This window comes from Amycolatopsis thailandensis, assembly GCF_002234405.1.
Taxonomy (GTDB): Bacteria; Actinomycetota; Actinomycetes; order Mycobacteriales; family Pseudonocardiaceae; genus Amycolatopsis; species Amycolatopsis thailandensis.
Genome location: NZ_NMQT01000004.1, coordinates 1 through 20,787, shown reverse-complemented (window position 1 = coordinate 20,787; position 20,787 = coordinate 1). Strand labels below are relative to the sequence as shown.

The 20,787-nt window shown below is 68.6% G+C and carries 18 protein-coding genes; 7 read left to right on the top strand and 11 right to left on the bottom strand.

From position 1 onward, the window contains the following. Window positions 1-21: 21 nt before the first annotated feature. The gene (locus CFP71_RS00810; RefSeq protein ID WP_093931883.1) at window positions 22-1,542 is read left to right on the top strand and encodes an MDR family MFS transporter; all 1,521 of its coding nucleotides are present in this window, start codon (window positions 22-24) and stop codon (window positions 1,540-1,542) included. Here CFP71_RS00810 and CFP71_RS00805 read toward each other — a convergent pair. Continuing rightward, window positions 1,539-2,429 (bottom strand): TIGR03854 family LLM class F420-dependent oxidoreductase, encoded by an 891-nt coding sequence (locus CFP71_RS00805; RefSeq protein WP_093931882.1) that lies wholly within the window; start codon window positions 2,427-2,429, stop codon window positions 1,539-1,541. The genes CFP71_RS00810 and CFP71_RS00805 overlap by 4 nt on opposite strands. A gap of 159 nt (window positions 2,430-2,588) precedes the next feature. On the opposite strand from CFP71_RS00805, the gene CFP71_RS00800 reads away from it, so the two are divergent. Further along, window positions 2,589-3,335, top strand: coding sequence for a thioesterase II family protein (locus CFP71_RS00800; protein ID WP_093931881.1), 747 nt, complete (start codon window positions 2,589-2,591; stop codon window positions 3,333-3,335). Between the two features lie 3 nt (window positions 3,336-3,338). Here CFP71_RS00800 and CFP71_RS00795 read toward each other — a convergent pair whose 3' ends face one another. Both CFP71_RS00795 and CFP71_RS00790 read right to left on the bottom strand, forming a co-directional pair. Then, window positions 3,339-3,770 carry a DUF6292 family protein gene (locus CFP71_RS00795; protein WP_093931880.1) on the bottom strand — a complete coding sequence of 144 codons (432 nt, stop codon included), beginning with the start codon at window positions 3,768-3,770 and terminating at the stop codon, window positions 3,339-3,341. Window positions 3,771-3,870: 100 nt separating this feature from the next. After that, window positions 3,871-4,314 carry a MarR family winged helix-turn-helix transcriptional regulator gene (locus tag CFP71_RS00790; RefSeq protein WP_093931904.1) on the bottom strand — a complete coding sequence of 148 codons (444 nt, stop codon included), beginning with the start codon at window positions 4,312-4,314 and terminating at the stop codon, window positions 3,871-3,873. A gap of 114 nt (window positions 4,315-4,428) precedes the next feature. On the opposite strand from CFP71_RS00790, the gene CFP71_RS00785 reads away from it, so the two are divergent. Continuing rightward, window positions 4,429-4,830 carry a DUF5313 domain-containing protein gene (locus CFP71_RS00785; protein ID WP_093931879.1) on the top strand — a complete coding sequence of 134 codons (402 nt, stop codon included), beginning with the start codon at window positions 4,429-4,431 and terminating at the stop codon, window positions 4,828-4,830. A 102-nt stretch (window positions 4,831-4,932) separates the two neighbouring features. On the opposite strand, the gene CFP71_RS43985 is transcribed toward CFP71_RS00785, so the two are convergent. Beyond that, on the bottom strand, window positions 4,933-5,811 hold the full coding sequence (locus CFP71_RS43985; RefSeq protein WP_244199513.1) for a hypothetical protein: 879 nt from the start codon (window positions 5,809-5,811) through the stop codon (window positions 4,933-4,935). A gap of 257 nt (window positions 5,812-6,068) precedes the next feature. On the opposite strand from CFP71_RS43985, the gene CFP71_RS00775 reads away from it, so the two are divergent. Beyond that, complete coding sequence (locus CFP71_RS00775; protein ID WP_093931878.1) at window positions 6,069-7,004, top strand: pseudouridine synthase; 936 nt, start codon at window positions 6,069-6,071, stop codon at window positions 7,002-7,004. Between the two features lie 7 nt (window positions 7,005-7,011). On the opposite strand, the gene CFP71_RS00770 is transcribed toward CFP71_RS00775, so the two are convergent. The 3 genes from CFP71_RS00770 to CFP71_RS00760 all read right to left on the bottom strand — a co-directional run bounded on the left by CFP71_RS00770 (window position 7,012) and on the right by CFP71_RS00760 (window position 12,332). Beyond that, the gene (locus CFP71_RS00770) at window positions 7,012-7,617 is read right to left on the bottom strand and encodes a hypothetical protein (RefSeq protein WP_093931877.1); all 606 of its coding nucleotides are present in this window, start codon (window positions 7,615-7,617) and stop codon (window positions 7,012-7,014) included. 188 nt (window positions 7,618-7,805) lie between these two features. After that, window positions 7,806-8,585 carry an alpha/beta fold hydrolase gene (locus CFP71_RS00765; protein ID WP_244199512.1) on the bottom strand — a complete coding sequence of 260 codons (780 nt, stop codon included), beginning with the start codon at window positions 8,583-8,585 and terminating at the stop codon, window positions 7,806-7,808. A 117-nt stretch (window positions 8,586-8,702) separates the two neighbouring features. Beyond that, window positions 8,703-12,332, bottom strand: a complete 3,630-nt coding sequence (locus CFP71_RS00760; RefSeq protein WP_143267004.1) for a hypothetical protein — start codon at window positions 12,330-12,332, stop codon at window positions 8,703-8,705. A gap of 297 nt (window positions 12,333-12,629) precedes the next feature. On the opposite strand from CFP71_RS00760, the gene CFP71_RS45290 reads away from it, so the two are divergent. Continuing rightward, a complete protein-coding gene (locus CFP71_RS45290; protein WP_279629199.1) occupies window positions 12,630-12,761 on the top strand; it encodes a hypothetical protein in 132 nt (43 codons plus the stop codon). A gap of 74 nt (window positions 12,762-12,835) precedes the next feature. Next, complete coding sequence (locus tag CFP71_RS00755) at window positions 12,836-13,462, top strand: alpha-ketoglutarate-dependent dioxygenase AlkB (RefSeq protein ID WP_093931902.1); 627 nt, start codon at window positions 12,836-12,838, stop codon at window positions 13,460-13,462. 3 nt (window positions 13,463-13,465) lie between these two features. On the opposite strand, the gene CFP71_RS00750 is transcribed toward CFP71_RS00755, so the two are convergent. Continuing rightward, on the bottom strand, window positions 13,466-14,740 hold the full coding sequence (locus CFP71_RS00750; RefSeq protein WP_167405949.1) for a cytochrome P450: 1,275 nt from the start codon (window positions 14,738-14,740) through the stop codon (window positions 13,466-13,468). Between the two features lie 256 nt (window positions 14,741-14,996). On the opposite strand from CFP71_RS00750, the gene CFP71_RS00745 reads away from it, so the two are divergent. Further along, window positions 14,997-18,122 carry an ATP-binding protein gene (locus CFP71_RS00745; RefSeq protein ID WP_093931874.1) on the top strand — a complete coding sequence of 1,042 codons (3,126 nt, stop codon included), beginning with the start codon at window positions 14,997-14,999 and terminating at the stop codon, window positions 18,120-18,122. 27 nt (window positions 18,123-18,149) lie between these two features. Here CFP71_RS00745 and CFP71_RS00740 read toward each other — a convergent pair whose 3' ends face one another. From CFP71_RS00740 to CFP71_RS00730, 3 genes are all read right to left on the bottom strand, one after another. Beyond that, on the bottom strand, window positions 18,150-19,001 hold the full coding sequence (locus CFP71_RS00740; RefSeq protein WP_093931873.1) for an ABC transporter permease: 852 nt from the start codon (window positions 18,999-19,001) through the stop codon (window positions 18,150-18,152). Window positions 19,002-19,170: 169 nt separating this feature from the next. After that, window positions 19,171-20,151 carry an ATP-binding cassette domain-containing protein gene (locus CFP71_RS00735; RefSeq protein WP_093931872.1) on the bottom strand — a complete coding sequence of 327 codons (981 nt, stop codon included), beginning with the start codon at window positions 20,149-20,151 and terminating at the stop codon, window positions 19,171-19,173. Window positions 20,152-20,174: 23 nt separating this feature from the next. Next, window positions 20,175-20,729, bottom strand: coding sequence for an NADPH-dependent FMN reductase (locus CFP71_RS00730; RefSeq protein WP_093931871.1), 555 nt, complete (start codon window positions 20,727-20,729; stop codon window positions 20,175-20,177). Window positions 20,730-20,787 lie beyond the last annotated feature (58 nt).

The window sequence follows — 20,787 nt, the reverse complement described above, 5'->3', positions numbered from 1 at the left end:
AGCCCGAGGAGAGCCCCTCAGATGACCACCCCGGCCCCGGTCGCCGCGAAGGAAGGGGTCGGTTTCCGTTCCGAACGCGGCCCCGTCCTGATCGCCGTGATGCTGTGTTCCGGCCTGATCGCCCTCGACTCGACCATCATCGCGACGGCGGTGCCCTCGGTGGTCGCCGATCTCGGCGGGTTCTCGCAGTTCCCGTGGCTGTTCTCGATCTACCTGCTGACCCAGGCGGTCACCGTCCCCCTCTACGGCAAGTTCGCCGACGTGCTCGGCAGGCGGCCGGTGATGTTCTTCGGGATCGCGGCGTTCCTGTTGGGCTCGGTGCTGTGCGGCGCGGCCTGGAGCATGCCGGTGCTGATCGCCGCCCGCGCGGTGCAGGGCATCGGCGCGGGCGCCATCCAGCCGATCGCGCTGACCATGGTCGGCGACATGTACACCGTCGAGGAACGCGCCAGGGTGCAGGGCTATCTCGCCAGCGTGTGGGCCATCTCGTCGGTGGTCGGGCCGACGCTGGGCGGTGTGTTCGCCGAGTACCTCGACTGGCGCTGGATCTTCTTCATCAACCTGCCGCTCGGCGCGCTGGCGGCGTGGATGCTGTTCCGGAACTTCCGCGAACGCGTCGACCGCCGCTCGCACCGCATCGACTACCTCGGCGCCACCCTGCTCACCCTCGGCTGCTCACTGCTGATCCTCGGCCTGCTGGAGGGCGGGGTCGCCTGGGGCTGGGCGTCCGTGCCGAGCCTGGCGATCTTCGCCGGTGCGGTGCTCCTGCTGACGGCGTTCGTGTTCGTGGAGCGCAAGGCCGAAGAACCCGTGCTGCCGCTGTGGATCTTCACCAAACGGACGCTGATCGGCGGCAACCTGGTCGCCGTCGTCGTCGGCATGCTGCTGATGGGACTCACCTCGTACCTGCCGACATTTTCCCAAGGCGTACTCGGCACCGGCGCGCTCGTCGCCGGATTCGCACTGGCCGCGCTGACCGTCGGCTGGCCGATCTCGGCGTCGCTGGCGGGCCGGATCTACATGCGGATCGGGTTCCGGGACACCGCGCTGATCGGCAGCGGGGCCGTCATCGCGGGCGCGGGGCTGACCGTGTTCCTGTCGGCGGGGTCGTCGATCTGGCTGGCCGCCTCGGCGGCGTTCGTCCTGGGGCTGGGACTGGGCCTGACGTCGAGCCCGACGCTGATCGCCGTGCAGTCCACCATCGGCTGGGAACGCCGCGGCGTCGTCACCGCGACCAACATGTTCAGCCGGTCGCTGGGCAGCGCGGTCGGCGTGGCGATGTTCGGCGCGATCGCGAACGCCACCCTGGCGGGCCGCTTCGCCAACCCGCCCGCCGGGGTCTCCGGCCTGCCGTCCGGTGTCGACGCGACCAGCGTCGTCCTGGGCGGCGACGGCCCGGACACCCCGACGACGACGTTCGTGCGCGACGCCCTCGCGGGCGCCACGCACCACGTCTTCCTGGCGATGCTGGTGGTCGCGGTGCTCAGCGTCGGCGCGCTGCTGCTGATGCCGCGGCGGACCGAAGAGCTGAAGTTCGACTAGGTCTGCAGCGGGATCGCGTGTTCGGCGAAGTTCTCGACGAACCGCTCGATCGGCTCCGGCCCGGCCGGGTACAGCACGAACTTGCTGAGCCCGGCGTCGATGTGCTCGGCGATCAGATCGCGGGCGGCGCGCCAGCTGCCCGCGATCAGCCGGGACGGATCCGCGTCGGACCGTGCCGCGATCGAAGCCGCGAGCGCGTCCGGGATCCCGTCCTCGGCCACGATGAGACTGATCCCGAAATGGTCGGCCTCGACCTCCCGATCCGCCTCGGCGGCGGCCTTCTGGATCGCCTCGCGCCCGGCCCGGGCTTCCTCGGGCGTGAGGAAACTTGCCAGCCAGCCGTCCGCGAGCCTGCCGACCCGCCGCAGCGCGCCGGGTGCCTTCCCGCCGAGCCAGAGGTCGAGCCGTTTCACCGGGCGCGTGCCCAGACCCACGCCCTCGACGCGGAAGAACTCGCCCTCGAAGGTCACCTCTTCCTGTTCCAGCAACGCCTTGATCAGGAGCAACGACTCGTCGAACACCGCGGCGCGACGGCCTTGCGGTACCGGGAAGAGCGGTAGTTCCGCGTCTCGGGCGGGCTTCAGGCCGAAGACCGGGAGGACCCTTTTCGGCGCGAGAGCGGCGAGTGAGGCGAGTTGTTTGGCGACGAGCACCGGGTCGCGGCCGGGCAGCACCATCACGCCGGTGCCGACCTTCAGTTTCGAGGTGCGGGCGAGGGCGTGCGTCAGCCCGACGACCGGGTCGATCCTGGGCGAGTACACCGCCTCGGGCAGCCAGAGCGAATCGACTCCCGCCCGCTCCAACAGGTCGACGGCGGCGCCGAACTCCTCGGGCGCCGTCCCGGTCCCCAGCCCCGCGCCGACCCTGATCTTCAGGTCCTCCGCCACACTCGCTCCCTTCCGCCTGGCCCGGATCCGGGCCGGAGTCCGGTGTTCACACCGGACCCTGACGTGAACAACCCCGCACACCCATGGACTCTTCCCTCGAATTCCCCGTACATTCGAGTGTCGTGCGGGCCGTTCCCGCACGGATTGGGGGACTTTTCCATGGCAGGGCAGGCTCTTCGCGGTTGGACACGGTGCTTCCATCCGGCGCCGGCGGCCGAGACGCGGCTCATCGCCTTCCCGCACGCCGGTGGCTCGGCGAGCGCGTACCGGTCGCTTTCGGCGGCTCTCTCGCCCACCGTCGAGGTGCACACCGCCCAGTACCCGGGACGGCAGGATCGCATGGACGAGCCGGTCATCGACGATCTGCACGTCCTCGCCGAGCGGCTGGTGGACGTCGTCGCCGCGATCCCGAAGCCTTTCGCCCTCTTCGGCCACAGCATGGGCGCCATCCTCGCGTTCGAGATCGCCCGGCGGCTGGAAGCGCGCGGACTCGTTCCGGCGGCGTTGTTCGTTTCGGCCCGGCGCGGCCCGGACATCTTCAAGGAGCGGTCGCACCACCTCGCCGACGACGACACCTTCCTCGCCGAAGTCAGCAGGCTCGGTGGCACGGACGCGTCGATCTTCGACGACCCGGACATCCGCGCGCTCGCGTTGCCCGCGCTGCGCGGCGACTACAAGGCCGTCGAGACCTATCGCTACCGGCCCGGCCCCGACGTGACCTGCCCGATCGTGGCGCTCGCCGGGGACTCGGACCCCGTCCTGGAGCTGCCGGACGCCGAAAACTGGCGCGAGCACACCACCGGCACCTTCGAGATGGACGTGTTCCAGGGCGGGCACTTCTTCGTCGACGCCAACCTGGACGCCGTCGCCGCGCGCATCCTCGGCAAGCTGACCGTCAGCCCCTGAGCGTCAGGCCCAGGCGGAAAGTTCCTTGGCGAGCGCGGTCGGTCCGCCGGCGGTGCGCAACGTGGGCGCACCGGGCCAGCAGTCCTGGTGGTCACCGGTTCGCAGGGTCTCGGCGAACCGGGCCACCAGCCTCGGCTGCGACGCCACCGTCCGGCCGCCGAGGTAGGCGACGACGACATGGTGGTCGTCGTCCGCGTGCGTCGCGACGGCGGCGGACCAGCCGTGCTCTTCGTGCCACATCAGGTCGACGTCGCGTTCGGGGAAGCCGGGAAGGCGCCAGTTCAGCCTCATCCGGGCGGTGACCGGGCCGGTGAGGTCCGCCGTGCACGAATCCATCCGTATCCCCAGTGCCGCTGCCACGTCCTCCAGATAGGCGTTCAGCCTGGTCATGAGATCCAGACCGGCTTCCGTGGGGGCGGGGGTCGAGGTGGTCACGGTCCCTCAGCTTCCTGTCATTTTGAGTTGGCGTGACGGGAATTACCCACCCCGACACGGCTTCACACCCTCATTTCGTCACACCACGGTTTCGGTTCGCTCAAGCCGTGGCTTCGATGACCCGCGTCAGCGCTTTGTGCAGCGCTTCCAGCTCGGAGACCTCCATGCCGAGCTTCTCGACGACGCGGTACGGGATCTTTTCCGCCTCCGCGCGCAGCGCGCGACCGGATTCCGTCAGCTCGACCGTCAGCAGCCGCTCGTCCTCGGCGCTGCGCCTGCGCGTGACGTATCCGATCGTCTCCAGTCGCTTGAGCAGCGGTGACAGCGTCGCGGGTTCGGCGCGCAGAGCGGTGCTGAGGTCCTTCACCGCCTGCGGTCCCCGCTCCCACAACGCCAGCATGACGAGGTACTGCGGATGGGTGAGCCCGTGGGGCTCCAGCAACGGGCGGTAGATCGCGATGACGCTGCGCGAAGCGACCGACAGCGCGAAACACACCTGACGCTCCAGCGCGAGCGGATCCTCGCCCAGATCGATCGACTTCATCTCCGGCCCTTCCGAGTTCATGCCGCGAATCCTAGCCGTGTCCTGCGCGACACTAAAGATTAGCGTGCTAATCATTAGTGTACTGTGACGGACATCGAAGGAAGGAGTCGCCCGATGCCCCTGCCCCGCAAGCGTCCGGACGTGTTCCGCTGGCTGTGGTACTCACTCGGCGGCAGGCTGCCCGAGCGCTACCACGACTGGATCCTCCACGACGCGACCACCGGAAGCTGGCGCTGGCGGCACGTCGCCCGCAGCACGGTGATGATCGCCCCGCTCTGCGCGGTGTGGCTGCTCCTGCCCGGCCCGCTCCCCCTGCGGCTGGCGATCGTGCTGATGGCCGCGCTCGTGGCGTACTTCTACTCGATGGCCTACATGGAGGAGAGCATCGAACACCGGCTCGCCAAGAACGGCTTCCCGCCGGGGATCGGCCGCCGGACGCGTGCCGAGGCCATCGCTGTCGCGGAGGCTGAGGTGACCGAGCGGTATCTCGCGCGGTACCGCGACCAGGCAGACTGAGTCGCCACACTGGGGTGCTGCCGCGTGGCGAGGGCGTTGCGAAAGCCACTTTCGCAACGTTGAAGGTTGCGAACGTGGCTTTCGCAACGCCGCGGCAGCGAGTCATGCGGCTCCGCTTCGGGCAGTGGCGGCCCGATAAGCCGCGACGAGCTCGGCGGCAACACGCTTCGGCTCTGTCCGCAGTCGGCTGGGCAAAGTCTGGAGAACCACGATTCCGGCGGCGGCATACCTGGCGTTTCTCGCCACTGTCGCGGCGTAGTGCTGCTTGCCGAAGTGGAAATCGTACGAATCGATCTCCCAGGCCAAGGCCACCGCTGCGAAGTAGCCATCGGCGGTCGCGATGTACTCGCCGTTTTCGTCCCGCAGTTCATGATTCCACCGAGGCTCGGGCAACCCACTCATTCGCCAGACTCGCATCGCGTCGACCTCCGCGGCCGATCGGGCTCCGTCAGCGATCCGATGCAGCGCTTCGCGCGGGATCGCGGTGCCGCGACTACTCCCGGCATCGAGTTCCGCGAACAGCTCCGGAAGGCTCACACCCCGCTGCACCGCCTCGGCGAGAAGAGCCGAAACCTCCTGCCGTGAGCCGAGCCGACGGCACTCGTCGAGGACGGCCCGGACTAAAGGCGCCAGCGGCACCCCGTCAAACACGACCGCTTGCGGCTGCCGGATCGTGCGTTCGATGGTCACATGCTCGGAACTTCCGACCTTGTGTTCAAGGGGGACGAGCAGATGGACGCGAAAAGGGTGGTCCGGCAGAGCCCGCAGCCCCTGCCGTCGGCACGCGGTCGCTCCCGTCACCACCGCATCCGGCCCCGCATACAGGAGCGCGGCGTCGATCAGCTGCCGCCGCGTCGGCTCGCCGGAGTTCAGCAGGAGGACTCCCGGCAGCAGTCGTCGCCACGACTTCCCGGGACGGCACCGGCGATAGCAGGTCATGGAGGGAACGCCGAGTTCCGCGAGCCGGGCGACGGTGATCACGCCACCACGGCTGTGTCGATAGAGCCCCTCGGGATCACGGGCCCAGTCTCCGGTTTTCACCTCATGATCGTCGGCGCCGCGATCGATCGCACACCACCTCCTTTCGCCGATCTGTGGACAACTCGCCACATCAGCCCCACTTGTGGATAACTCTCGGGACGTTGCGAAAGCCACGTTCGCAACGTTGAAGGTTGCGAACGTGGCTTTCGCAACGCGCGACAACCCGTCCGACCTGGTCGCGGCTAAAGTGCGGGGGGATGAGACGCAAGCTCCGCCCGCCGCTCCCGCCCCGTCACGGGCTCGACCCCGCGAGGCTCAAGATGCCCACCGAGGGGCCGTGGACGACGTTGCGGGAGCACCTCGTCGAGCGGCTCCCCCGCGTCGCGCCCGAGCGGATCGAGGAGATGCTCCGCGAGGAGCGCATCGTCGGACTGGACGGGCCGCTGAGCGTCGATTCTCCGTTCGTGCCGGACTCGTTCGTCTGGTTCCATCGCGATCTGCCCGACGAGGTCGAGGTCCCGTTCGAGGTCTCCGTGCTGCACCGCGACGAGCATTTCCTGATCGCCGACAAACCGCATTTCCTCGCGACGATCCCGCGCGGGCGGCATATTCTGCAGACCGCGCTGGTCCGTCTCCGCCGCGAACTCGATCTCCCGGCGCTCGTCCCCGCCCACCGGCTCGACCGGGTCACCGCCGGGCTCATCCTGTTCGTGATCACTCCCGAAGTCCGCGGCAAGTACCAGACGATGTTCCGGGATCGCTTGGTACACAAGGAATACGAGGCGATCGCGCGGTACGACCCTGACATCGCGATGCCGCGCGAGATCAGCAGCCGCATCGTCAAGGAACGCGGGGTCATCGCCGCCCAGGAGGTCGACGGACCGCCCAACGCCGAAACCCGTGTCGAGCTGATCGAGCACCGTGACGGGTTCGGCCGCTACCGCCTGCTTCCCGCGACCGGCCGCACCCATCAGCTCAGGTTGCACATGAGCGGCCTCGGGTTGCCGATTCTCGGCGACGACTTCTACCCGGAGCTGACCGAGACCCCGCTCGACGACTTCACCGAACCCTTGCAGCTGCTGGCGAAGGTCCTCGAATTCACCGATCCGGTCACCAGGGAACGCCGCCGGTTCGAAAGCGGGCAGACCCTCGAAGCGTGGACGGACCTCGACGCGTGGCGCCGAGGTCCGTGACACCGGCTCACTTCCGCCAGAACTTGATCCCGCTCCAAGTCACCTTGACCGGCCCGGCCCCGCTGGCCGTCCGGTAAGCGCCGAACTTGTCGTAGTAGCTGCCACTGCTACTGCTCACCGTCTGCTTCAGCGATCCGTTGATGTACACCTTGTGCGTGCTCCCGACCTGGTGCACGGTGTTGACCCGCACCGACGTCCCGACGGTCGCCCCGCTTCCCAGCGTCTCCCCGCCGTGGACGGCGTAGAGCCGTCCGCCGCGTTCGACCGCGAGCATGAAGTACGGTCCGGCGGTCGGGGCGTCGCGGAAGGTCTGCTTCAGGCTGATCCGGGTGCCCGCCATGCTGGTGATCCGGAACGAGCCCTCGAACTGCCGGGTCCCGCCGGTGTAGGTCACGTAGCGTCGTTCGGCCCGCTGGTCCCCGCTCCCGGTGGAACAGGTCAGTTCGAAGTTCAGCCCATCGACGTTGCCACATCCGCGTTCCTGGACATTGAACGAGGGGTTCTCCGTCGTCCACGGCCCGGTGCCGACCTGGGCGTTCGCCGGCATCGCCGTCGCCACCAGGCCGAGTACGGCCGCCGCGACCACCCCGGTGGTCCGAAGTCGTCTCCGCATCCTGCCTCCTGCACACTCAGGGCGGCGGTGGTGGTCCAGACCAGGACCAGGCTGCGACTGTACGAGTACGAACCGTCATCGGACAAGACGTTGACGCTCCGGCGTCCCGCTGATCGGGCAACGACGGTGAACCACGACCGTTTGTCCAAGATGGACAGACACCCCGCGCGGCGCGGCCTATCTCCGGCTCACCGAGGATCCCGGTAGAACGCGCTGAGTTCCGGTACGAGCCGCTCCGGCGGGACACTGTGGAACTCCCCGTCGAGTTCGACCTGCCTCGCTCCCGGGATCGCTTTCGCGGTGGCGAGAGCGGCGGCCTTCAGCCAGTCCGTGCTGCCGTTGCTGTTCACGACGAGGACGGGCGTCGCGATCGACGCCAGCTCGTCCGGCACCTTCGAGTCGCCCAGCACGAAGGCGTCGTAGACGAGCGTGGGCGCGTAGGACCGGAGCTCGGCCCACATCGGCGTCGCCTTGGCCGCGGCGACGGCCTCCGCGGGTGTGCCGACGGCGGACATCGTGAACAGCGCGACGGCGTCGTCCCACCGATCGGCCGCGACCAGGTCGCGCATCTCGTCCGCGTACCCCTCGGGGACGTCTTCGGTTTCGCCGCGATACGGCGACTCGAAGACCGAAAGCCGCGCCATCGGCACTCCCGCCGCGGCGGCGAGGAGCGCCAGCGTGCCGCCCGAGGAGATGCCGTGCACGATCACCGGCTCGTCGAACGCGGCGACGACGGCGGCGAGGTCCTCGATCTCGCGCTCGACCGCGTACGGCGCGGTGTCCCCACTGTCGCCCCGGCCCCGGCGGTCGTAGGTCACCACGGAGAACTCGGCCACGAACTCCGCGACCAGCGGTTCGTCTCCGTGCCGGTCGTTGCCGGCGCCCGCGACGATCACCACCACCGGCCCCGCGCCGCGTCGTTCGAACGCGATCGGCGTTCCGTCCGCGGACCTGACTGTGTCGATCATGCGGCCCATCGTGCCCCGTGTCGCCGCCGGGCGCAGGTCATTATTCCGAGAGCATGCTTCGCGGTATGGAGCGCGTCAGGGTCGGCAGGGTTCCGGACGGCAACGGTTCGACCAGGATCAATCCAGATCGGCCCAAGACCAGCGGGGGGCCTCGGTTCCGTCCGGTTCGCGACCGAAGCGGAAACGGGTCCGATTTTCTCCCCGCGTCAAGAACAAGTCGAAGTAACCTTCGGCAGCCAATCTCTCGGTGAGTGCTGCCGCCTGGGCATCGCATCCTGATGCCGGCATCGCATTCAGAAGTTCCGACAGGCCGGACGAATCGCTCAGCCTGGCGCCAGCGGCAGCCCTCCAGGCCAGCACGGCGAGCGGCTCGGTCTCTCCCAGCTCTTGCAGGGCTTCCACCAGCTGTACCACCTTGGCCGGGTAACGCACATCGGCACCTTCCGCCACTCTCCCTGCCAGCAAGGTGACGAGCTCGGTCAACCGCGTCTCGCGGAACGTTTTCAGCAGCGCGCTCATCGCTTCAGGGTCCTCGACAGCCCCCTCTCCGGCCATGCGTCCTGCCAATACGAAGAACTGTTCGACGGCACCCAGGTCCCTCAGTGTGTTCAGCAGTTTCATCGCGGCGAACGGCTTGTCGACGGCGAAGTGTTCGGCCACTCGCCGGGTCAGTATCGCGAACAGCTCCGCGGTACCCATTTCCCTGAGCGTGCTCAGGAATTTCGCCACCATGTAGTTGTTTTCGAGGGGGAGGTCCATGGCCACCCGGCTTGCCAGCACGGTGAACGGTCGCAGGGCGGCCGTCTCACCGAACTTGCTCAGGAGCGAATCGACGACGTATGCGTCGTCGAGGGAGACACTCGCGGCCACCTGACCAGCCATCTTCGCGAACTCGTCGTGGGCGTCGGCCGCCCACAAGGCGGTCAGCAGGTCGGAGATCCCGCGGACGTCCTCGAGGTGTGCGGCCGCGGTCAGCCGCCGGGTCAGCACCTCGAACGGTCCCGTGGCGCCCTGGGATCGCAGCACGTTCACGAGGCCGTCCAGGCCGTAGGCATCGACTGGGACGCACTCCGCCGCTCGCGCCGCGAGTTTTCCGGCTTCCTCGAGGTAACCCAGTTCGTGCATTTTCTCCAGCAGGATCCCCGGCGCGATGGCGGTTTCCAGGCCGGCTTGGGCCGCCAGCCGCTCGGCCAGCATCGTGGCTTGGTCGGCATCCGACTTCCGCACTGCCTCCAAGAGCCTGAGTGCCCCGTGATGATCGGTGAGAACAGCGTCGGCGGCCGCTCGGCGAGCCAATATCGCCGCCTGTTCCGGGAAACCCCGGTCTCCCAGCGAATCCAGCAACCGGGCCACGGCATCGGCCCGATCGAGCGCGGTGTGCTGGGCCGCGCGTGCGGCGAGCGCTGCCACCTGCTCCGGTCTTGCCCGCCTCAGTTCGAGCAGGAGCCACGACACCACGTCCGGCTTCGCCACGGCCATGTGGGAAGCGGCCAGATCGATCCGGTCCGCATCGTGGAGCACGTACAGAAGCAAGGCAGCCCGGGGCAGGTCGTCCACGGTGAGCTGTATCAGTGCCTGCCGCGCCAGCGTCTCGAAATACTCGGGCTGGTTCAGCTGGTGCAAGACCGTCAGCACGCTCCACGTTTCGACCAGGTCGGCGTGCGTGTCATCGGCGAGGATCCTGCGAACCAGGACGCCCATCTCGGCGACGGCACCGGCGCCGTGCAACGATGCCAGCAGAGTGCTCCTCCAGCCGCGGTCTTCACCGGTGACGTGCTCGGCCACGCTGCGAGCCATGTCCGCGACGTGCTCGTCGGCGCCCGCGAGGCGCAAGGCCTCCAGCAAGTCGACCGCCGAGGCCGCGCTGGTGGGAGCGCCCAGTGCGGTGATCCGTTCTGCCAGAACGGCAGCCTTCGCGGTCTCACCCGCATTGCTCAGTATGACGAGCAGATCTGCCACGATCGGCGCGTGGTACAGCGGTGCCCGCGTGGCCATGCGACGAGCGAGCAGCTCCATTTGCTCGATGAAGCCCCATTGGCGCAGCCACCAAAGGAGCTCGAACACACGCGGATCGTCGACGGCTGAATGGTCGGCCGCCCGCTTGGCCAAAACCTCGGCCTGCTCCCTGGCTTCCAGGGCGCGCAACATTCTCAGCGCGTCGATCACGCCGTCGAAATGGTTCAGGTCGACGTTCGCGATGACCCGCCGGGCCAACGCGCCCCTTTCCGGCCCCTCGCTGGGCAGAGCAGTCATCAACAACGACACGAGCCTGGAGCCAAGAGGCGAATCCTGAGCGGCGGTCCAGCACGCGATTCGGCTGTCGCCGGGATGCAGTGCGCCCATTATTTCGACGAGCCGATATGCGGCTTCGAGATCGCCGTGCGCGGCGGCGTTCTTGTAGAGCTGAGCAGCGTCGCGGTACAGGCCACGCAGCCAGGCGGACCAGCCGAGACTCGTCTGGTCGTCCGGTCGGCCGTGATCGGCGACAGCGGCCCAGAAGTCCAGACCGGGTACCTGGTCGGCACGATGCATACGTCCCCACTGATCGAGGTAGTCGGCCAAGCGGTACTCCGGAGGGCCGTCAGCGGATCCCGCCCGGCCGTTACGACGAGTGCGCCTGGCGGGAATCCGGGTGAGTGGACCAGGTGCGCCTTTCGCGGGACGAGTGACGTACGCCAAGGCCCGATCGAGCGAGTCGTCTCCGGATTCACTCAGCTGGAGATCTGTGAGATAGGCGGCCGCCGCCTGTTCCAGCAGCGGCAGGGGCAGCCCCAGCCGGTGCCCGAGGCGGCGGGCGTCCATCGCAGCCTGGACAAGGGCTTTGGCGGCGGGTGGGGCGGTCTGGAACCGGTTGAGCAGTTCCGGGCCGCCTGCCACCTCTTGTGTGATGCGTCCGCCGGGGGCATGACTCACCGCCCAAGCCAGTCTGGGGTCGGTGCGGGCGGCTTCGATCATGTTGGCCAGTTCGGGGCCGGTGAAGGCATCGGGAACCGGGATGGCCGCGCCGTCGATCAGGAGTCGTACCTGTGAGTCGTGTGCACGGGTCAGGGCGTCGTGGTGCTGAGGCCACAGCGTGCCCAAGACGAGTACCGGTGCCCGGGTACCGTCGGCGAGCAGGGCGCGCAGGGCCGCGGCGATCCTCTGACCGTCCTGATTATCGAGGTAGTTCTGGGTTTCGTTGAGCCAGACAACCGTGCGAGGCGCCACCTGCTCCAGGTCGTGGAGCAGGATGTCAGGACGGGTGGAGTCGGGATGCCACAGCCGCCAGTCCCCTGCCTCACGCAACGGTGTGAGCGCTTCCCAGCACGCACGGGTCTTACCCGCCGAGGACCCGGCGACCAGAACCGCGAGGCCGCTGGTACCTCCCGCGGCGTCGGTGACGAGGTCTGCAAGGCGGCGGTCGTGGGCGCGAGGCACGTACGGGGGCAGATCCGGCAGGCCTTGAACGCCTTCGATCGTGACTGGCCGGTGAACCTCCAGGGCGAAGGGGTTTTCGGCGGCGTTCAGTGGCTCACCAGGAGGGACGTGCAGACTGGCGGCGACCCACAGATCGCGGGTGCGGGCGGCGGCGTCGGCGGTATCCCAGCAGGCCAGCCTCGCCAGCACGGTGGCCAAAGTGACGGTGTCGGCTTGCGAAGGCGGCAGGACGGGATCACGCAGGATGCGGTGGACGCTGTCCCGGTTGGGAGAGCCGGGGAGTTCGTCGTCCGCCCGGATATGGCTTGTGATCACGTCCAGCGAAGGCACGCCTGCTTCCACGTGCAGCCGGTGAAGCAGGGTTTTGAGCTCACTCAGGGGCCCGGACGGCAAGCGAGGCACCGGGATTCCTCGTGGCCGTCGCCGCGGCGTGCTTGTTTTGCCGGTCTTGTCGCCACTCATCGCGCAGCATCATCGCGCCCGAAGCCGTCAGAACGGGCTGACAGGCGTGATTCAAGGACACGGGCCACTCGTTTGTCGCAATCGGTGGCCGGCCGTGGATCAGGCCACACGCTCGTCTCCGACAGGCCGTCCACCGGGGGTGGCCTCGACCATCGGAGGTTCCTGATGTCCCGAGTCCGCCGTCGCAGGCCTGCCCGTCCCGAACAACGCACGCTGACTGCCGCAACCTTGCGCGGAATGGTCAGCGGACTGGTCGGCGCCATGGCCAGATGGCTGCTGGACCACTTCGTCGGCTGAGCAACCGACCGGCTTCCCGATCCACTCGAACACGCGTTCGACAAATGGCCGGAACCGGGGTAGGTTCGGTCACCATGACACCCGCGCTTCAAGCCTCGCTCTTCGACGAGTGCGCCGCCCTCGGGCTCGGCTCGCTCGGCGGATTGCGGCGCACCGAGCTGACCCGGGGTGCCTGGATCGACGTGCTGCCCGGCTGGCTCGCGGGCGCCGACGAACTGTTCACCCGGCTCGCCGAAGACGTGCCCTGGCACGCCGAACGACGGCAGATGTACGACCGCGTCGTCGCCGTGCCCCGGCTGCTGAGCTACTACCGCGAGGGCATGCCGCTCCCCCATCCGATCCTCACCGAGGCACGGGAAACACTCTCGGCGCACTACGCGGACGAGCTCGGCGAGCCGTTCGTGACCTCCGGTCTGTGCTTCTACCGGGACGGGCGTGACAGCGTCGCCTGGCACGGCGACGACACCGGCCGCTCGCGCACCGAGGACACCATGGTCGCGATCGTCTCGGTCGGCGCCGCCCGCCAACTGGCGCTGCGCCCGCGCGGCGGCGGCGAGACAGTCCGGCACGCCCTCGGGCACGGCGACCTCATCGTCATGGGCGGCAGCTGTCAGCGGACCTGGGAACACGCCATCCCGAAGACCGCCAAACCCGTCGGGCCGAGGATCAGTGTCCAGTTCCGGCCGAGAGGAGTCGCCTGAGCATCAGTCCAGCAGCACGGGCAGCGCGTCGACGCCGTAGACGATCGAGACCTTCCGGAAGCCCACCTCGTCCGGTTCGATCGCCAGCCGCATCTCCGGGAACCTGCGCACCAGCGCGGGATACGCGGTGCGCAGCTCCATCCTGGCCAGTTCCGCGCCGATGCACCGGTGGATGCCCCAGCCGAAGGCGAGGTGCGAAGTCGGCTCGCGGGTCGCGTCGAACTTCTCCATGTCCTCGCCAAGGACACCGTCGCGGTTCGCGACGCTGAGCGAGCACAGGACGATGTCGCCCTTCGCGATCCGGACGCCGGCGACCTCCATGTCTTCCTTGGCGAAACGCGGGAAGGCCATCTGCACGACGGTCAGGTACCGCAGCAGTTCCTCGACGAACTTGTGGACGGCGTCGTCGTCACCGCGGACGGTGTCGAACAGCGAACGGTCTTTCAGCAGGACGAGCGCGCCGAGGGCGAGCATGCTCGCCGTGGTCTCCAGCCCGCCGGTGAGCACACCGTCGGCGAGACCCGCCAGTTCGCGGTCGTCGATCTCGTCGCCGTGCTCCTTGATGAGCATGCCGAGGAGACCGTCGCCCGGGTTCTCCCGCTGCTTCTTGACGATGTCGTCCAGATAGGACAGTGACTCCGTCATCGCGCCGAGTGACGCGCCCGCGCCGCCGAAGAGATCGAACCGCGCGGTGCTCAGGCGCTGGAAGTCGTCACGGTCCTCGTACGGGACGCCCAGCAGCTCGCAGATGGTCAGCGACGGGATCGGCAGGGCGAAGGCCTCCCACAGGTCGACGGGCCCGTCCGCCTTCTCCATCGCGTCGAGCTGGTCGGCGACGATCTCGTCGATCCGCGGCGCCAGCCGGGACAGCCGCCGCATGGTGAACTCCGGCGTGAGCAGCCGCCGCAGCCTGGTGTGCACCGGCGGATCGGCGAACCCGAGCCCGCCGGGGTTCTGGTCCTCGGTCACGCCCGCGTTCCCGACCAGGTTCGTGAAGTCGCTGCTGAACTCGGTCACCTTGCCGAGCACGGCCTTGGCCTCGTCGTAACCGGTGACCAGCCAGGCGTTCATCCCGAACGGCAGGTCCAGCTTGCTGATCGGCTCTTCCGCGCGGATCCGGCCCAGCTCGGCCACCGGGTCGAGGCCGTCGCGTTTGAGCGGCCTCAGCGCGTTTTCCGGGATGATCGACATCTTGGCCAGGTCGAAGCCGTTTTTCTGCTGACGCGCGAGGTAGCGGCGGCCGATCCACGCCAGCACGCGCGAGCGAATGCTCCCCATACTCCGCACCCTACTCCAGCCACTGACCACCTGACCTGGCACAACAGGCCGCCTTCGCCCGGCCGGGCAGGAATTTCGACGGCTGTTCACCCGCCGTCCCACTCGATTCGTCACGTCCAGAAAGTCGGATTCGGGCCGCGGACGGTTCCCGGTGGCCGGGAGACCTCGGTCACGGTCGGTCACGACGGACCGGAGAGAACGCCTGACAGCCGGCCGGTGTCGTGAGATTGTCGGACCTTCCTGGGAGGATTCGGACATGTCACCCTCGCTCATCGGACGAGACCATCCCGCGGGTGTGCTCCGCGCGGAGATCGCCCGCGCCGCCGAAAGCCACGGCGGGCTGGTGCTGGTCACCGGCGAGGCCGGGATCGGCAAGACCACGCTGGTCACCGGCGCCGCCGAAGAGGCGAAGCGCCTCGGCGCCCTGGTGCTCAACGGGTCTTGCTGGGACTCGTCGAGCGCACCGGGCTATTGGCCGTGGACGCAGGTGGTGCGCGGGTTGCGGCGCGCGGTCGGGCAGGGCTGCTGGGCCGCGATGGCGGACAGCGAGCTCGACGTCCTGCTCGGCGAGACCCGCGGCGACGGGGCGGCGGACGGGTTCCGCCTGTACGACGCGGTGACGAGCGTGCTGGTGACAGCGTCCCAGGACCAGCCGGTCGTGGTGGTGCTCGACGACCTGCACTGGGCCGACGCCGCGTCGCTGCGGCTGCTCGAATTCGCCGCGCGGCACACCTGGTTCGAACGGCTGTTGCTGATCGGCACGTATCGGGACGTCGAGGTCGAGACGACCGATCACCCGCTTCGCTCACTCATGCTGCCGTTGCTCGCGAAGGCCACTTCGGTCACTCTCACCGGGCTCGAACCGGAAGAGGTCGGCACGCTCATGGCCAGGACGGCGGGCGCGGAGCCGGACAGCGCGCTGGTCGCCGAGGTCCACCGCCGCACCGGCGGCAACCCGTTCTTCGTGGAGCAGACAGCGCGGCTCTGGCACAGTGGCGGTTCCGCCGAGACCATCGCGCCCGGGGTGGCCGACGCGTTGCAACGACGGCTTTCCCTGCTCCCCCAACCTGTTCTCGAGCTGCTGACCACCGCGTCGGTACTCGGCAGGGAGTTCCACCGGAGACTGCTCGCGGGCGTGGCGTCGGCACCGGTGCCCCAGGTCGACAGGCTGCTCGACCAGGCCGTCGCGGCGCGGCTGGCCGTGGTGCACGGGCAGGGCCGGTTCGCCTTCGCGCACGACCTCGTCCGCGAAACGCTGTACGCGAGCCTGTCCGAAGCGGACAGGCGGAAACAGCACGCCGCGGTGATCGCGACGGTTCGTGAAGCCCCGGCGTCACCGGACAGGCTCTTCCCCGCGGACATGGCCCGCCACGCACTGCTCGCAGGCCGGGAACTCGATCCGGGCGAGGCCGTCGACCTGTTGCTCGCCGCCGCGATCGACGCCACCGGCCGCATGGCGCTCGAGGAATCGGCCACTCATTACCGGCGAGCGATGGAGGTCGTGGTGGATCGCCGCCGCCGCGCGGTGATCGCCCTCGAACTGGGCGCCCACCTCACACGGAACCAGAGTTCCGAAGAAGGGCAAGAGGTTCTCGACGGTGCGAAGGCGCTCATCCGCGAACTCGACGACGACGATCTGCTCGCCCGGCTCGCGCTGACCCTGATCCGGGCCGATCACAAAGGGCTGCGAGCCGAGGAGACCACCGCCTTGCTTACCGAGGCGCACCAACGGCTCTGCGGCGGTAAGCCCGGCGACGACGTCTCCGTCGACCAGATGACCCAGGAGGTGACCGCGCGGATCATGATGACCGCCCGCGACGATCACGACGACTCCGCGCTGCTGTTCGGGCTGTGGGCGCGCCACGACGCGATCTGGGGGCCCGGCACCGCCGTGGAACGGCAACGGCTCACCGAAGAGCTGATCGCCGTCGGCCGCCGCACGGGGAACTCGGAACTGGAGCATTTCGCGTCGTCGTTCCGCTGGGTGGCGTTGCTGGAGCAGGGTGATCCACGTTATCTGGAGCAGTACCGGGACTTCCTCGCGATGGCGAGCGCCAACCTGGTGCCGAGTTCGTACCTGGCTTCGATGATCGACCAGAACATCATCGCGACGCTCCAGGGCCGGTTCGCCGAGGCGGAGGCGTTCCTGGAGCAGCTGGCGCACTGTGAAGACGACCACGACCATCCCTACTTCGGCAATCTGCACCAGTTGCAGCGGTGGGCGCGATGGTGTCTGCAAGGCCGTTTCGAGGACCTCGTCGGATTGCACCGGGAGATCGCGCGCAGCGGCTACGGCTACAGCAGGCTGCTGGAAGCGATCACCGCCGCGCAACGGGAGGACGTCGCGGAAGCCGTGCGGCTCACCGATCTCGCGGCCGAGGCGAGGCCGTTCCCGCGCGAACTGGAGCCGCTGTGGCTGCGCTGCCAGGCGCAGGCGGCCGCGCTGTCCGGAGATCCCGACCGCTGCGAGGCGGCCCGCGCGACGCTCGCGCCGCACAGCGGCGAGTGGGTGGTCTCGCTCTACGGCTGTGAGGTCTCCGGCCCCGTCGACCTGTGGCTCGGCAGACTCGACCTGGCCCAGCACCGATGGAACGAGGCGGCCGGAAAGCTGCGGGACGCGGCGCTTTCGGCCGACCGGATGCAGTCCACGCCGTGGGCGGTCGAAGCGAAGTCGTGGCTGGCGAAAGCCTTGCTGGGCAGGAATCTCGAAGAAGACCCGGCCGAAGCGGCGGCACTCTTGTCCGAAGTGGACAGAGAAGCGGGCGCGATCGGCATGAATCACGTCGTGGCGCGGGTGGAAGAGACCCGGAAAAGCGTGCGGACCCCGCCCGTTCCCGCCGCCGAGTTCCGCCGCGACGATGCTGTGTGGACCTTGCACTTCGACGGCGTCACCGCGCACCTTCCGGATTCGAAAGGCTTGCGGGACTTGCATTTCCTGCTCGGCAGGCCGGGTTCGGACGTGACGGCCGTGCGGCTTCTCGACCCCGAGGGCGGCGAGGTGGTCGTCGCCGCCAAGAGCCTCGGCGGGGACGCCGTCCTCGACGACGAGGCGAAGGCCCGCTACCGGGCGCGGCTGGACGAACTCGACGAACTGATCGACTCCGCGACCGCGCTGGGCCAGGACACCCGCGCCGCCGCGCTGGATCGTGAACGGGACGCGCTGCTCGCGGAACTGCGATCCGCCGCCGGGCTCGGCGGGCGCACCCGGCGGCTCGGCGACGAGGCCGAACGCGCGCGCAAGACGGTGACCGCCCGGATCCGGGACACCCTGCGCAAACTCGACGAGCAGCACCCGGCGCTGGCCACGCACCTGCGCGCGTCGGTCACCACCGGGTCTTCGTGCCGTTACGCGCCGGACGACAAGGTCCCTTGGCGGCTGTAGCCACCAAGGGACCTTGTCACCCCCAGCTCATTTACGGTTGTAGAGCCTCATCGTCAGCGTCCCGAAGACCGCGAGGATGACCGCGCCGGCGATCAGCACCCAGGTGATCTCGCCGCCGTCCCAGTTGCCGTCCATCATCGAGCGGACCGCCGCGACCACGTGGGTCACCGGGTTGACCTCGACGAACGCCTGCAACCAGCTCGGCATCGTCTCCGGGTTGACGTAGATGTTGCTGAGGAAGGTCAGCGGGAACAGCACCATCATGCTGACGCCCATCACCGACTTCTCGCTGCGCAGCAGCAGGCCGAACATCGTCCAGATCCACGAGAACGCGAACGAGAACGCCAGCAGCAGGAGGATCGCGGCGGCCACGCCACCGACCCCGCCGCCGGGCCGGAAGCCCATGATCAGCCCGACGCCGAGGATCACCAGCGCCGCGATGAGGTAGCGCAGCATGTCGCCGAGCAGGTAGCCGACCATCGCCGACGGCCGCCAGATCGGCAGCGTGCGAAACCGGTCGAAGACACCCTTCTCGATGTCGGTGTTGACCGAAATCCCGGTGTACATGGTGATCATCAGGATGCTGCTCGCCATGATGCCCGGCAGCACGAACTGCAGGTACTGCGTCGGCGAGCCGGACAGCGCGCCGCCGAACAGGTAGGTGAACATCAGCGTCATCATGATCGGGAACGCCGTGACGTCGAACAGCTGCTCGGGCACGTGCTTGATCTTCAGCATCGCGCGCCACCCGAAGGTGACCGATGCCGACAGCGCGCTGGGGCGCTGAGGGCGGTTCTTCGCGATCAGGACGGCGGCGAGATCCTCCGCCTTCGGTGCCGCGAGAACGGGTTCGTTTTCTTTGACTGCCGTGGTGCTCAAGCTGTTTCCTCCTCTTTGCCGCGCGCGTCCGCGATCGGGTCGCCAGGGCGCACGTTCGAGATGACACTTCTGTCAGAGAGACTGGTTGCCCTGCCGCCCCGGTAGCGGGGCATGGCCGACGCGCGCCTTGTGGTCGCCGAGAGTTCGGGCGTCCGGTTCGACTCCGTGCTCAAGCTGCACTCTCCTCAGGCGTGGCGGTGCGGTCGGTGAGGGCCAGGAAAACCTCGTCGAGGCTCGGCTGGCCGAGGGAGAAGGTGTCGACGACGATGCCCGCGCGGGCGAGTTCGGCCAGGGCGCGCGCGGCGTGCTCGGCGGCACCCTGTTCGCTGCTCTCGCCCGAAAGCCGGGCGGTCAGCGAGACCGGGTCCGGTTCGAGCACCACCTGCGCCTCCAGGTTGCGGACGAGCAGCGCTTCGGCCTCGGGCCGCTGATCGGCCTCGCGCAACCGGACGTGGATGGCACCCGCGCCGACCGACGCCTTCAGCTGCCCCTTGGTGCCTTCGGCGATCACCTTGCCGTGGTCGATGACGGCGATCCGTGACGCCAGCTGGTCGGCCTCGTCGAGGTACTGCGTGGTCAGCAGGACGGTGGTGCCGTGCCGCACGATCGCGCGGACGATGTCCCAGACCTGGTTGCGGCTGCGGGGGTCGAGCCCGGTCGTCGGCTCGTCGAGGAAGAGCACGTCCGGGGTGTTGAGGATGCTCGCGGCGATGTCGATCCGCCGCCGCATCCCGCCGGAGTAGTTCTTCACCTGCCGCCCCGCGGCCTCGGTCAGGCCGAACGCCCCCAGCAGTTCCTCGGCCCGCGCGCGGGCGGCCGGTTTGCGGTGCCCGGTCAGCCTGCCGATCAGCACCAGGTTCTCGGTCCCGGTCAGGTCCTCGTCGACCGAGGCGTACTGCCCGGTCAGGCTCACCATGGACCGGACGGCGTCGGCCTCGCGGACGACGTCCTTGCCGAAGATGCGCGCCTCACCGCCGTTGGGGCGGAGCAGGGTCGCGAGCATCTTCACCGCGGTGGTCTTGCCGGCGCCGTTCGGGCCCAGGACGCCGTACACGGTGCCGGCCGGGACCTTCAGGTCGATCCCGTCGACCGCCCGCTTCTCCCCGAACACCTTGACCAGCCCCGAGGCTTCGATGGCCAGTTCACTCATTTTCCTTTTCCTTTCAGAAACTTTCAGCAGACGTAGGGACGCGCGGCACGCGCTGCGCGCAGGGCGAGGCCCCACCAGACGAGCTCGTCGAGCAGGGTGGTGACGGCCTGTCCTTGGCCGTCGGTGTCGAAAGGGGTGCCGTCGAGGAGGTTGAAGGCCACGGTGTCCCGCATGGTCACCGTGTGCAGCTCCGTGAAGACCGAGCGCAGTTGCTCGACGGCGTAAAGGCCCTGTGACCGGTAGCCGTAGGAGACGAAGCCGACCGGCTTCACGCGCCACTCGTCGTAGGCGCAGTCGATCGCCTGCTTGAGCGACGCCGGGAAACTGCGGTTGTACTCGGGAGTGACGACGATGTAGGCCTCCGCGTCGTCGATCCGCGCGGTGAGCCGCTTCATTCCCGGGGTCGGCTGCTCCGGCAGCGCGGCGGGCAGGTCGAAGTCGATCAGGTCGAGCACCTCGGTGACGAGGTCGTCCCGGCCTTCCGCGCGGCCGGTGAACCACTTGCCGACGGCGTCCCCCACCCGCCCTTCACGGGTACTGCCGATGATCACCGCGACCCGCAGCGGACTGTCGTTCACGACCGACCTCCTCTCGCCTCACCCTTCAGGCGCGAGAAAGCCGCCGGGCGTTCGCTAG